At 72.0% G+C, this 12994-nt stretch carries 10 protein-coding genes; 7 read left to right on the top strand and 3 right to left on the bottom strand.

Annotated elements, in window-relative coordinates; translation table 11 throughout:
* Positions 1 to 106: 106 nt before the first annotated feature.
* Positions 107 to 1372: a CAP domain-containing protein gene (locus AC507J_RS19590; protein ID WP_496290621.1), complete on the bottom strand. Its 1266-nt coding sequence runs from the start codon at positions 1370 to 1372 to the stop codon at positions 107 to 109.
* Between the two features lie 358 nt (positions 1373 to 1730).
* On the opposite strand from AC507J_RS19590, the gene AC507J_RS19585 reads away from it, so the two are divergent.
* From AC507J_RS19585 to AC507J_RS19575, 3 genes are all read left to right on the top strand, one after another.
* The gene (locus AC507J_RS19585; RefSeq protein ID WP_111213647.1) at positions 1731 to 1925 is read left to right on the top strand and encodes a hypothetical protein; all 195 of its coding nucleotides are present in this window, start codon (positions 1731 to 1733) and stop codon (positions 1923 to 1925) included.
* Positions 1926 to 2172: 247 nt separating this feature from the next.
* A complete protein-coding gene (smc, locus tag AC507J_RS19580; RefSeq protein WP_496290620.1) occupies positions 2173 to 5787 on the top strand; it encodes a chromosome segregation protein SMC in 3615 nt (1204 codons plus the stop codon).
* A complete protein-coding gene (locus AC507J_RS19575; RefSeq protein ID WP_496290619.1) occupies positions 5787 to 6407 on the top strand; it encodes an HAD-IA family hydrolase in 621 nt (206 codons plus the stop codon). Before smc ends, AC507J_RS19575 begins: the two co-directional genes overlap by 1 nt.
* Positions 6408 to 6450: 43 nt before the next feature.
* Here AC507J_RS19575 and AC507J_RS19570 read toward each other — a convergent pair whose 3' ends face one another.
* Entirely contained in the window at positions 6451 to 6972 is a 522-nt protein-coding gene (locus tag AC507J_RS19570; RefSeq protein WP_496290618.1) for a DinB family protein, read from the bottom strand.
* 122 nt (positions 6973 to 7094) lie between these two features.
* Positions 7095 to 8798 carry an alkaline phosphatase D family protein gene (locus tag AC507J_RS19565; RefSeq protein WP_496290617.1) on the bottom strand — a complete coding sequence of 568 codons (1704 nt, stop codon included), beginning with the start codon at positions 8796 to 8798 and terminating at the stop codon, positions 7095 to 7097.
* 144 nt (positions 8799 to 8942) lie between these two features.
* Here AC507J_RS19565 and ftsY point away from each other — a divergent pair, with 144 nt between their 5' ends.
* The 4 genes from ftsY (at position 8943) to AC507J_RS19545 (ending at position 12984) form a co-directional block, all read left to right on the top strand.
* Positions 8943 to 10133: a signal recognition particle-docking protein FtsY gene (gene ftsY / locus AC507J_RS19560; protein ID WP_496290616.1), complete on the top strand. Its 1191-nt coding sequence runs from the start codon at positions 8943 to 8945 to the stop codon at positions 10131 to 10133.
* A gap of 6 nt (positions 10134 to 10139) precedes the next feature.
* Positions 10140 to 11003, top strand: a complete 864-nt coding sequence (locus AC507J_RS19555; RefSeq protein WP_496290615.1) for an aminoglycoside phosphotransferase family protein — start codon at positions 10140 to 10142, stop codon at positions 11001 to 11003.
* A gap of 249 nt (positions 11004 to 11252) precedes the next feature.
* Positions 11253 to 12620, top strand: coding sequence for an ammonium transporter (locus AC507J_RS19550; RefSeq protein WP_496290614.1), 1368 nt, complete (start codon positions 11253 to 11255; stop codon positions 12618 to 12620).
* 25 nt (positions 12621 to 12645) lie between these two features.
* Positions 12646 to 12984, top strand: coding sequence for a P-II family nitrogen regulator (locus AC507J_RS19545; protein WP_170147604.1), 339 nt, complete (start codon positions 12646 to 12648; stop codon positions 12982 to 12984).
* The last annotated feature ends 10 nt before the right edge of the window (positions 12985 to 12994 follow it).

The following is a 12994-nucleotide window of genomic DNA, read 5'->3' as shown; positions in this document are numbered from 1 at the left end:
GGGCGTGGGCTCAGCGGGACGTGGGGCTCGGCGGGGCGTGGGCTCGGCGGGGCGTGGGCTCGGCGGGGCGTGGGCTCGGCGGGGCGTGGGCTCGGCGGGCGTGGGCTCAGCGGGGCGCGGCGAAGACCTGGGTCCAGTACGGCCCGTTGCTGCTCACCACGCCGACGCCGATCTCGGTGAAGGAGCAGTTCAGGATGTTGGCCCGGTGCCCGGTGCTGTTCATCCACGCGTCCATCACCGCGGCCGGCGTCTGCTGGTTCCAGGCCACGTTCTCACCGTACGTCTGCCAGCTGTACCCGACCCGGTCGAGCCGGGTGCCGGGGTCGCTGCCGTCGCTACCGGTGTGCGACATGTTCTGGTGGTCTGCCTGGTCCTGGCTGTGTCGCTGGGCCGCGGTCGTCAGCTTCTCGTCGATGCTCAGCGCGCCGCAGCCCGCCTTGGCCCGTTCCGCGTTGACCAGTTCCACGACCTCGGCCGCCTGGGCGCTGGTGCCGGCGGGCGGGGCGGCCGAGGCTGGGGCGCCCCGGTTCACGCTGCCCGGGCGCTCGATGGTCCGCCGGGATGCAGCCGCGCTGCGCGACTCGGCCGGGGTGGGCGAGGGCCTGGGCTTGGCGGTCCGGCTCGGGGTGGGCGAGGGCGCGGCGCTGCTGGGGGAGACGCTCGGGCTCGGGCTCGGGGTCTCCAGCGCCCCGAAGGGGAGCGCCACTTCCTCGTCGGGCAGCGCCGGTGCGGTGGCGGCGGGCACCTCGCCGGCGCTGGTGCTGGTCGGCGTGTCGTCACCGGGCAGGGCGAGGGCGGCCACGCCGACGCTCACCACCAGGGTGGCCGCCGCGGCGGCACCGCCCATCACCAGCGGGCGGGACAGCCGGCGTCGCCGACGGCCGGTCCGGGCCGGGGTGGCGGGCGGCTCGGTCCCGGTCATGTCCGGGCGCTCGCCGGTCGTCTCGACGTACGGAGCCGAACCGGGTACGCGATAGGCCTCATGCGGGTCGGCGTGGTGCCGCTCGGCGTCGTACCGGTCGGGCCCCGGCGTCGCGTGGCGGGCGGCCCACGCCGTGCCGTGCTGGGTGGTCCAGCCGTCGGCGGGACCGGCCGGTGCGGCGGACTCCTCCGCCGGCCAGTGCTGGGTCGACTCTTCCGCCGGCCAGCGCCCGGTCGGCTCCTCCGCCGGCCATCGCCCGGTCGGCTCCGTCACCGGCTGGTCGCGGTGCCATCCGTCGGCGGGGTGGTCCGGCTCGTCGCCGAACAGGTACGACGACCGTGGGGCCGGTCGGTCGGTCAACCAGGCCGGGTCGTCGGTCGGTGCCGGTCCCCGAGGGCTCTCCGCCGGGTCGATCGGATCGTTCCAGCCGTGCACGCCTGTCGCCTCCACGGGGTCGGGTATGGGCCGGGGTGACGCTACGTGTCGGGGTGACCAGCAGCAACGTGGCTAAGGAAGAGTTAAGAGGACCCTGTACGTCCGGGTGAGGTGTTCCGGCGATTCGTCGCGTAGAGTCGGTGCGTCCGGACAGAGCGTGTCCGCGCCTTGTGGCAGCCCGCCAGAGACGGGCCGGGTCGACGCCGGGATGATCTACGGCCTGCGTGAACTTGACGAATCAGGGGCTGTCGGCTCAATATGTAGTTGTCGCCAGTCGCGCCCGGCCATGCCTAGAAATTCGTGGGAATGGTAGTCGCGTACGTATGGGCGCGCGTTGGCCGGCCTCTCCGGCAGCGCAATTCAAGGAGTCAACATGGCGAAGGCCCTCTTCGGCCACGTAGGTGCGGCGCCCGACCGGCGCCTGCTCGACGAGGTCACCCGACTGCGTGCCAGGGTTCAATCACTGGAGTTCGAGGTCACCCGACTGCGCGCCGAGAACGATCGGCTCGCAGCGGCTGCGGCGGAGGCGGACGATCTGCTCCGTCTGGCCGAGCCGGCCCTGACCTGATCCACCTGGCCGCTACAACCGAATAGCACCACCGCACTCAGAGCGCGCCGACACCATGTGCCGGCGCGCGATTCTGTGCGTACCCCTCGATCTGGGCCGTTCGGTGCGCGAACCGGTCCGGATGGCGCCCGGCCGGCGGCGGGTGGGTCGCGTGGCACGACCCGCCCTGTTCCGGGTTAGTCTGCGGGTTTACCAGGGTCCGCGCAGCCGGGCGACGGTACGGCGGCCACGGACGAGGATCGAGAAGGTGCATCTCAAGAGCCTGACGGTGAAGGGCTTCAAGTCCTTCGCCTCCGCGACCACGTTGAAGCTGGAGCCGGGGATCACCTGCGTGGTGGGCCCGAACGGCTCCGGCAAGTCCAACGTCGTCGACGCCATCGCCTGGGTGCTTGGTGAGCAGGGCGCAAAGGCGCTGCGTGGCGGCAAGATGGAGGACGTCATCTTTGCCGGCACCGCCGGCCGGGCCCCGCTGGGCCGCGCCGAGGTGACCCTCACCATCGACAACACCGACGGTGCCCTGCCGATCGAGTACACCGAGGTCTCCATCACCCGCCGGATGTTCCGCTCGGGCGAGAGCGAGTACGAGATCAACGGCGACTCGTGCCGGCTGCTCGACATCCAGGAACTGCTCTCCGACTCCGGAATCGGCCGGGAGATGCACATCATCGTCGGGCAGGGTCGGCTCGACGGCATGCTGCACGCCAAGCCGGAGGATCGGCGCTCGTTCATCGAGGAGGCGGCTGGCGTCCTGAAGCACCGCAAGCGCAAGGAAAAGGCGCTGCGCAAGCTCGATGCGATGCAGAACAACCTCAACCGCCTCACCGACCTCACCGCCGAACTGCGTCGCCAGCTCAAGCCGCTCGGCCGGCAGGCCGAGGTGGCCCGCCGGGCCGCCGTGATCCAGGCCAACCTGCGCGACGCCCGGCTGCGGCTGCTCGCCGACGACCTGGCCACCCTGCGTACCACCCTGGATCGGGAGATCGCCGACGAGACCGCGTTGCGGGAACGGCGCGAGCAGGTGGAGGCCGAGCACGCGGAAGTGCAGTCTCGCCTCGGCGAGCTGGAGGAGGCGCTGGCGTCCGACGCCCCGCTGCTGGCCGCCGCGCAGGACACCTGGTACAAGCTCTCCGCGTTGCAGGAGCGGTTCCGTTCGATCGAGCAGCTCGCGGTGGAGCGGCTGCGGCACCTGAGCGCCACGCCCGACGACGAGCGACCGGGACGCGACCCGGACCAGTTGGAGGCCGAGGCGGAACGAATCCAGGAGCAGGAGGAGGAGCTGCGCGCGGCGCTCACCGACGACCAGATCCGGCTGGCCGAGGCGGTGGAGCACCGCCAGGAGCTGGAACGGCAGCTTGCCGCCGCCGAACGCGAGCTGGTCGCTGCCGCGAAGGCGATCGCGGACCGGCGGGAGGGGCTGGCCCGGCTCACCGGGCAGGTCAACTCCGCCCGGGCGCGGACCACAAGCGCCGGTGAGGAGATCGAGCGGCTCGCCGCCGCGCACGCCGACGCGCTGGGCCGCGCCGAACGGGCCCAGGCCGAGCTGGACGCGGTCGCCGAACAGTCCACCGAGGCGGACCGGGACAACGCCGACCTGGACGCCCGGCACGCGGAGGCGGTCGCCGCCCAGGAGCAGGCGCAGGCGACGGTCCGGTCGCTCGCCGACGCCGAGCGGGCGGCCGAGAAGGACGCGGCCACCTGGAAGGCCCGGGAGGAGGCGCTTGCCCTGGGCCTGCGCCGCAAGGACGGTGCCGGTGCGTTGCTGGCCCGCGCCGACCAGGTGCCCGGCCTGCTGGGCAGCCTCGCCAGCCTGCTCACGGTCGCCCCCGGGCACGAGGCGGCGCTCGCCGCCGCGCTCGGCGGGCTCGCCGACGCGGTCGCGGTCACCGGGGTCGACGAGGCCGTGGAGGCGATGCGGCTGCTGAAGATCTCCGACGCCGGCCGTGCCGGTCTGCTGGTCGGCAGCCCCGCCGGTCCGGGGATGGCCGGTTCCGCCGACGCGCTGCGTCCCAAGCTGCCCGACCGGGCCCACTGGGCACCCGACCTGGTCGACTGCGACGCGCAGATCCGCCCGGCGGTGCACCGGGCGCTGCGCGACGTGGTGCTTGTCGACGACCTCGCCGCCGCGACGGAGGTGGTCGCCGGAAACCCCGAGCTGCGGGCGGTCACCCGGGAGGGAGACGTGGTCGGGGCGTACGCGGCGGCCGGCGGGTCGGCGAAGGCACCCAGCCACATCGAGGTGCAGGCGGCCGTCGAGGAGGCGCGCACCAACCGGCTCACCGCCGAGCGGACCAGCGCTGAACTGCGGGAACAACTGGTCGACGCGCGGGCCACCGTGGCCGGGGCCAAGGAACGGGTGCAGCACGCCGCCGCCGCCAAGCGGGAGGCGGAGAGCCACCGGAACGCCGCCGCGCGCCGGCTCGCCGAGCTGGGTGCCGCCGCCCGGTCGGCCAAGGCGGAGACCGACCGGCTGGGCGAGTCCAGGTCCCGTGCCGAGGCGGCCCGGGAGCGGGACCTGACCGCACTGGCCGAGCTGGAGGAGCGGCTGCGGCTGGCGGGGGCGACCCCGATCGACGCCGAGCCCTCCACCGACGAACGAGATCAGCTCGCCGCGATGGTGCCGCAGGCCCGGCAGAACGAGATGGAGGTCCGGCTCGCGGTGCGTACCGCGGAGGAGCGGGTGGCCTCCATCGCCGGGCGGGCCGACTCGCTGCGCCGGCAGGCCACCGCCGAACGCGCGGCGCGGGAACGGGCGGCGGCCCGGCGGGCGGCGCGGACCCGGGGCGCGGGCATCGCCCGGGCCGTCGCCGGCGGCGCACGCGAGGCGCTGACCCGGCTGGCCACCAGCATCGCCCGGGCTGAGGAGCATCGGGACGCGGTGGCCCGCGAACGGGCCACCCGCGAGGCGGAGCTTCAGGAGGTACGGGCCGCCGCCAAGCGGCTCGGCACCGAACTGGAGCGGCTGACCAGCCAGGTGCACCGGGACGAGGTCGCCCGCGCCGAGCAGCGGATGCGCATCGAACAGTTGGAGGCCAAGGCCGCCGAGGACTTCGGGCTGACCATGGAGACCCTCGTCGCCGAGTACGGCCCGAGCCAGCCGGTGCCGCCGACCGAGGCGGAGGTGGCCGCCGCGGAGCGCGACGGCCTGCCGGTGCCCGAGCCGGTCCGGTACGAGCGGCCCGTGCAGGAGAAGCGGGCCGCCAAGGCGGAACGGGAGCTGACCCTGCTCGGCAAGGTCAACCCCCTCGCGTTGGAGGAGTTCGCCGCGCTGGAGGAGCGGTACAAGTTCCTCTCCGAGCAGTTGGAGGACCTCAAGGCGACCCGGCGCGACCTGCTCACCGTGGTCAAGGATGTCGACGACCGGATCCTTGAGGTCTTCGCCAGCGCCTTCGCCGACACCGCCCGGGAGTTCGAGCAGGTCTTCACCGTCCTCTTCCCCGGTGGTGAGGGCCGGCTCGTGCTCACTGAGCCGGACGACCTGCTGACCACCGGCGTCGAGGTCGAGGCCCGCCCGCCCGGTAAGAAGATCAAGCGGCTGTCGCTGCTCTCCGGCGGCGAACGGTCGCTGACCGCGGTGGCGATGCTGGTGGCGATCTTCCGCGCCCGGCCCAGCCCGTTCTACATCATGGACGAGGTCGAGGCGGCGCTCGACGACGTCAACCTGGGCCGGTTGATCACGCTGATGGCGCAGTTGCGGGAAAAGAGCCAGCTGATCGTCATCACGCACCAGAAACGGACGATGGAGATCGCCGACGCCCTGTACGGCGTGACCATGCGCGGCGGGGTGACCCAGGTGATCAGTCAACGGCTCAACCGGGCCGACGGCGACGAGGAGCGGCACGGCCGCGGCGAGGAGAACGGGTAGTGGCTCGGGAACGCGCGACGGCGCTCCTGGTGGATTTCGACGGCGTACTGCGGCGGTGGGACCCGGCGGTCGCCGCCACGGTGGAGCGGGAGTATGGCCTCTCCACCGGCGTGCTCGGTGAGATCGCCATGTCCTGGGGGATGCTCCAGCCGGTGCTCACCGGCCGGGTCAGCCACGCCGAGTGGGTGTCGAGCGTGGCTGACGCGTTGACCCCCTCGGTGGGCGACCCGGGCCGGGCCCGGGCCGCGGTGCAGGAGTGGCAGCGCTATCGGGGTGAGGTCGTCCCGGAGGTGCTGGCGTTCATCCGCGAGGCGCGGGCCGCCGGCATCCGGGTCGGGTTGGGCACCAACGCCACCGACCTGCTCGACGCCGACCTGGCCGCGCTGGAACTCACCGACGAGCTGGACGTGGTGGTCAACTCCTCCGCAATCGGGGTGCACAAGCCGGCCCGCGAGTACTTCCAGGCCGCCTGCGTGGCGCTGGAGACTCCGCCGGACCGGGTGCTCTTCGTCGACGACGAGGATCGGGCCGTCAGCGGCGCCCGGGTGGCGGGGCTGTCCGCGTACCGCTGGACCGGCCCGGCCGACCTGCGTTACCTGCGCGCGGCGCTGGCCTACTGAGGCCGCGCGGCGCTGGCCTACTGAGGCCGGTCGGTCCGGCCCGTCACGATCCGACCACACCGTCGATGCGTTCGCGGATCAGGTCGGCGTGCCCGTTGTGGCGCGCGTACTCCTCGATCATGTGGACGTAGATCCAGCGCAGGTTGCGCGTCCGCCCCTTCCGGCCGACCGAGGTGAACGTCTCGTCGAGGGACCGATCGGCGACCGCCGCACGGGCCAGCTCCACCTGGTGCTGGAAGGTGGCGAAGTCCGCCTCGGCGTCGGCGGCGCTGACGTCGAAGTCCGCGTCGGGATCGTCCTCGGTGAAGTATGGGTAGTCGACCCGCTCACCGAGGAAGTTCTCCCGGAACCACCAGGCTTCCACCTCGGCCATGTGCCGGACCAGACCGAGCAGGGTCAGCCCGGACGGCTCGACACTCGCGGTCCTGAGCTGCTCGGCGGTCAGGCCGGCGCACTTGAGCAACAGGGTCTGCCGGTGGTAGTCGAGCCATCCCGTCAGCATGGTGCGCTCGTCACCGACGTACGGCTCGGGGGTGCGGGTGATTTCCGGTGCTCTCCAGGTCATCCGGTCATCGTGCGTCCCGGGTACGACAGGGGCGAGCGATTTACCCCATCGTTGTTAAGAGGGGGCCCCTTTACCGCACCAGGCGTTAATAGGGGGCCCTTCCTTGCACCCTTCCTTGCACCTCAGCCGGTTAGGCGGTGGCGGGCCACTTCGCGGAGGTGGCCGTCGCTGGTGGTGCCCTCGATCACCACCTCGGCGGTGCGGGCGGCGTGGGTGAGGGTGGCCACCGCGTTGCCGAAGTACGGGCCGGCCAGTTTGCGCCACCTGAACAGCGGCCGGGGCACCCCGGCGGAGCGCGCGAGGGCCCGGGTCGCCCCGGCCGGCCCGTGCGCCCAACCGAGCCGCATCAGCGGTCGCATGCCGGCCGGTACCTGGTTGTGGAACGGCGAGCAGGTGAGTTGGTGCACCGGGGTGCGTACGGCGGGATCGGCGAAGCGGACCCGGGCCACGTACGAGTGGTGCACGTCACCGGAGAGCACGTTGATCGACGCCGGTGGCGGGTACGCCGGCCCCGCACCCTTGCGGTCGTCGGGTGCGCCCGGTGTGCCGCTGCCGATGCGGGCGAAGAGCGCGCCGAGGCCCTCGAAGGAGCGCCGGAAGGCGCCCCAGTGCTCCAGGTCGAGGCCGCGCCGCAGCCGCTCGGAGAGGGCGGCGACCCAGGACCGGGACGAGTCGGCCAGCTTCTCGTTCCACGCCTCGACGTGGTGGATGCCGGGCGGCAGCAGCCAGGGCAGCGAGGAGCCGACCACCAGGTGGTCGTAGTCGCCGTGGGCGCGGTCGACGAACCAGGACCACTCGCCGGCCGGCAGCATCGCCCGCCGGCCCGGCTGCAACACCCGGCTGCACCGGCTGTCAAGCATCACCAGCCGGGTGCGGCCCAGGTCGAGCGCGTAGCTGAACTGGTACTGCACCGCGCGCCACCGCTCGGTGTCGTGCGCAAGGTCAGCCTCGGTGTCGACCCGTTCACCGAACTCGCGCAGCACCTCGGTGGCGTCCTCGGCCGCGCGTACCTTCGCGAAGACCGGGTCGGCGGTGATCTCGTCGGGGTCGAGGTTGCCCAGGTGCTGGTAGACCCAGTAGGAGGCCAGCCCGCTGGCGATCCGCTCGGCCCACCAGGGTTCTTTGCGCATGTCGGCCCGCCAGGACGCCGAGGTGTTCCAGTCGTCGATGATCTCGTGATCGTCGAAGATCATCACGCTCGGCACGGTGGAGAGCAGCCACCTGATCTCCGGGTCGCCCCAGGACTCCAGGTAGAGCTTGGTGTACTCGTCGAAGCTGACCACCTGGTCGCCGGGCGCGCCCGCAGGCCGCCGCCGGCGTCGCCGCAGCAGCCGCTTCACGGTGGGCGAGGTCTCGTCGGCGTAGACCTGATCCCCGAGCATCACCAGCAGGTCCGGCAGGGCGGCCGGGTCGGGGTCGGCCAGGATCCGCCGGGCGTACGCGTCCAGCGCGTCCGGTGGCAACTTGCGGGTGGTGGCGTGCTGGGTGGTTTCCCGGCAGGAGCCGAAGAGCAACCGGACCGGCTGGTCCCGGTCGTCGGCGGGGCGGGTCCGGATCACGCTGGGCGGGTAGCGGCCGTCGGGCAGCGGCCAGACCACCTCGTCGTCGACAAACACCTCGTAGGTCGTGGCGCTGTCCGGGGTGAGCCCCTCCACCACCACCACCGCGTAGTGGTGGTCGTACGCGGAGAAGGTGGGGGCCGTGCCGGTGGCGCCGCCGGCCGTGCGGACGGTGACCACCGCGGGTGCCGTCGTCTCGACCCACACGGTGGCCCGCGTGTCGACCACCCGGCGCAGCAGGGGGCCGATGAGCAGCTCGGCGGGCATCCAGAACCTCCAGGTGAGAGAGCTTCATCCTCCACTACCCGGCCGACGGTCGCACCACCGCTGGCTGTGGTCGAAACTACTGTCGGCTGGCGTGGCGGGAGCGGTGGCTGAGACGTGCTCGCCGCCATCTGACAGGATTCCGGCATGATGGATTACCTCCTCATCGCTCTCGCCCTGCTCGGCGTGCTGATCCTCGGCGGCATCGGGCTGGTCGTGCCGAGGTTGCGCCGGCGGGCCGAACCGCCGCTGCCGCGCACCGAGGTCGACACCCGGGCGGAGGAGGAGCTCGCCGGCCCGCCGGTGCAGGCACCGGAGGCCGATCTGTCCACCGGCATCCTGGTCGAGCCGCCGCCGGTCGTCGAGGCACCGGCACCGACCGTCGAGGTACCCGAGCCCACCGCCGGTCGGCTGGTGCGGCTGCGGTCCCGGCTGTCGCGCTCGCAGAACGCCTTCGGCAAGGGGTTGCTCGGCCTGCTCAGCCGCGACCGGCTGGACGAGGACGTCTGGGAGGAGATCGAGGACAGCCTGATCACCGCCGACGTGGGGATCGACGCCACCCGCGAGATCGTCGACCGACTGCGCGAGCGGACCCGCGTGCTGGGCACCCGGTCGGCCGCCGAGCTGCGCGCCCTGCTCGCCGCCGAGCTGGTCAACGCGCTCGATCCGGCGCTTGACCGTTCGCTGCGTACCGCGCCCAAGGAGGGGGTGCCGGCGGTGCTGCTGGTGGTCGGGGTCAACGGCGCCGGCAAGACCACCACCTGCGGCAAGATCGCCCGGGTGCTCATCGCCGACGGCCGCAGCGTGCTGCTCGGCGCGGCCGACACGTTCCGGGCTGCCGCCGCCGACCAGCTGGAGACCTGGGCCGGGCGGGTCGGCGCGGAGACCGTCCGCGGCCCGGAGGGCGCCGACCCGGCCAGCGTCGCGTTCGACGCGGTCCGGCGCGGCATCGACACCGGCGTGGACACCGTGCTCGTCGACACCGCCGGTCGCCTTCAGAACAAGATCGGCCTGATGGACGAGCTGGGCAAGGTCAAGCGGGTGGTGGAGAAGCACGGCCCGATCGACGAGACCCTGTTGATCCTCGACGCCACCACCGGGCAGAACGGTCTGGAGCAGGCCCGCGTCTTCACCGAGGTGGTGAACGTCACCGGCGTGGTGCTCACCAAGCTCGACGGCACGGCCAAGGGCGGCATCGTGATCGCCGTACAGCGCAAGCTCGGCATCCCGGTGAAGCTGGTCGGCCTCGGCGAGGGCCCGGACGACCTGGCGCCGTTCGACCCCGCCCAGTTCGTCGACGCGCTGCTGGGTACCGAAGCCCCCGGTCCGACCGCGTAATCTCCGTTGACCAGAGAAGACCGCGCGTACGCGGGCTGGCGCGATCCGAACCACCCGTCGCAGCGCCTCGGGAGACCGTACGTGACTTCGCAGGAGATCCCCCTGCACGGCGGGAACGTGAGCACCGTCGTCCGGGTGGGCGACACGGTCCGGCGTAACGCCGGGCCGTGGACGCCGTCGGTGCACGCCCTGCTGCGACATCTGGAGTACGTCGGCTTCACCGGCGCTCCCCGGGCGCTGGGCATGGACGAGCGCAACCGCGAGGTGCTGTCGTACCTGGAGGGGGAGTGCGGGGAGTACCCGCTGGCCCCGCACTGGGTGACCGACGAGGCACTGGTCACCGTCGCCACCATGCTCCGGATGTTCCACGACGCCCAGTACGGCTTCGCGCCGCCGCCCGGCGCGGTGTGGCGCTCGTTCGGTCCGCCGCCACCGGACACCGAGGTCATCTGCCACCACGACGCCGCACCGCACAACGTGATCTGGCGGCCGGACGGCACCCTCGGGCTGATCGACTTCGACCTCGCCTCACCCGGGGCGCGGATCTACGACGTGGCGTACGCGGCCTGGACCTGGGTGCCGATCTTCTCCGACCGGGACTCGATCACCCTGGGCTGGAAGCGCCCGGACCGCCCACGTCGGCTGCGGCTCTTCGCCGACGCGTACGGGCTGATCCCGCGCGACCGGCACCGGCTGATCCGGACCATCCGGAAACGGATCGTGGACCACGTCGAGGGCATCCGCCGGATGGCGGCCGCCGGGGAGCCCGCGTTCGTCCGGATCGTGCACAAGGGCCACCTGCGCCGCCCGATGCGGGACCTGCGGCTGCTCGACTACGAGCGACAGCTGCTCGAGGGCGCCCTGCGCTGATCCTCCGGGAGCCTGTGCTGATCCCCCGGAGGGATCGACCGGCGATCCGTCGAGGGGATCGACCGGCATTCCGTCGGGGGACCGGCCGGCACCGAGTGGCCGATCCGCCCCTGTCCATGTCACCGAGGCGTGCGACGTTCTTCACACGTCCGAAACAACCCGTGACGATTTGGAAACCAGCCGGGGTCCCTGGGTGAAACAGCCGGCGATCAGGCTTCCGCGCAACCGGCGTACGGGCGATGCTGCGCGATGCCGGGAGGGAGGGAAAACGACCCGAGAGGAGGCAGCGTGCCGGAGCTAGATTCTGGTGCCACCGCCTGGATTTTGACTTCTGCCGCGCTGGTGTTGCTCATGACGCCCGGCCTGGCGCTCTTCTACGGCGGCATGACGCGATCCAAGTCCGTGCTCAACATGATGATGATGAGCTTCGGGGCGATCGGCCTGGTCAGCCTGCTGTGGGTGTTCTACGGCTACAGCATCGCCTTCGGCGATGACATCGGCGGGATCACCGGTGATCTCTCCGCCGCAGGCCTGCGCGGCATGCTGGAGAGCGGCACCGAGGGCGGCATCCCCGACCTGCTGTTCGCCGGTTTCCAGTTGATGTTCGCCGTGATCACCGTCGCGCTGATCAGCGGCGCGATCGCCGACCGGGCCAAGTTCGGCCCGTGGCTGCTCTTCTCCGGCCTCTGGGCCACCCTTGTCTACTTCCCGGTCGCGCACTGGGTCTGGGGCGGCGGCTGGATCATGGAGTTGGGCGTGCTCGACTTCGCGGGTGGCACCGCGGTGCACATCAACGCCGGTGCCGCGGCACTCGCCCTGGCGCTCGTCCTCGGCAAGCGGGTCGGCTGGCCCAAGGACAAGTTCAAGCCGCACAACCTGCCCATGGTGCTGCTCGGCGCCGGCCTGCTCTGGTTCGGCTGGTTCGGCTTCAACGCCGGCTCGGCCGGCGCGGCAAACGGCACCGCGGCGATCTCGCTGATCAACACCCAGGTCGCCACCGCCGCCGCGGTGCTCGGCTGGATCGTGGTCGAGTGGCTCCGCGACGGCAAGCCGACCACCCTCGGTGCGGCCTCCGGCGCGGTCGCCGGCCTGGTCGGCATCACCCCCGCCTGCGCGTTCCTGGAGCCGCTGGGTGCGATCGCCCTCGGTCTGATCGCCGGTGCGGTCTGCGCACTCGCGGTGGGCCTGAAGTACAAGCTCAAGTACGACGACTCGCTCGACGTGGTGGCCGTGCACATGATCGGCGGCATCATCGGCTCGCTGCTCATCGGCTTCCTCGCCATCGAGGTGCTGGCCGGCGAGGGCAACGCCGGTCTGCTCTACGGCGGCGGCATCGACCTGCTGGGTCTCCAGGCGGTCGGCGTGATCGCGGTGCTGGTGTACTCGTTCGTGGTCGCGTACATCATCGGCTTCGCGATCGAGAAGACCATCGGCTTCCGGGCCAGCGCCGAGGCCGAGGTCGAGGGCATCGACAACGCCGAGCACGCGGAGAGCGCGTACGAGTTCAGCTCCACGGGTGGCGGTGGCGGCGGTGCCTTCGCCGCCGCGGGCATCGCGCCTTCGGCTGCGCCGAAGTCGGAGCCCACCGAACCGGTAAGCGAGAAGGTCGCCGGCTAACGTTCCTGATATGGAGGGGTTGGACATGAAGCTGGTGACCGCGGTCATCAAGCCGCACCAGTTGGACGCCGTCAAGGAAGCCCTGCACACGCTGGGCGTGGCCGGGTTGACCGTGAGCGAGGTCCAGGGCTACGGGCGGCAGAAGGGCCACACCGAGGTCTACCGGGGTGCCGAGTACACCGTCGAGTTCCTGCCCAAGATCCGGGTGGAGGTGCTCACCGACGAGATCGACGTCGAGAAGATCGTCGACGCCGTCGTCGGTGCCGCCCGGACCGGCAAGATCGGTGACGGCAAGGTCTGGGTGACCGGAGTCGAGGAGGTCGTCCGGGTCCGCACCGGCGAACGCGGCCTGGACGCACTGTAGGAACACAGTC

It is taken from the genome of Micromonospora sp. PRAS1, assembly GCF_059553435.1.
This window is presented reverse-complemented; position numbering and strand designations above follow the sequence as displayed.

Excerpts from the sequence above, each read along its gene's own strand:
- AC507J_RS19565 (WP_496290617.1), bottom strand. The coding sequence starts at position 8,798 with ATGCCCGCCGAGCTGCTCATCGGCCCCCTGCTGCGCCGGGTGGTCGAC.
- AC507J_RS19545 (WP_170147604.1), top strand. The coding sequence starts at position 12,646 with ATGAAGCTGGTGACCGCGGTCATCAAGCCGCACCAGTTGGACGCCGTC.
- ftsY (WP_496290616.1), top strand. The coding sequence starts at position 8,943 with ATGATGGATTACCTCCTCATCGCTCTCGCCCTGCTCGGCGTGCTGATC.
- AC507J_RS19585 (WP_111213647.1), top strand. The coding sequence starts at position 1,731 with ATGGCGAAGGCCCTCTTCGGCCACGTAGGTGCGGCGCCCGACCGGCGC.
- AC507J_RS19550 (WP_496290614.1), top strand. The coding sequence starts at position 11,253 with ATGCCGGGAGGGAGGGAAAACGACCCGAGAGGAGGCAGCGTGCCGGAG.
- AC507J_RS19570 (WP_496290618.1), bottom strand. The coding sequence starts at position 6,972 with ATGACCTGGAGAGCACCGGAAATCACCCGCACCCCCGAGCCGTACGTC.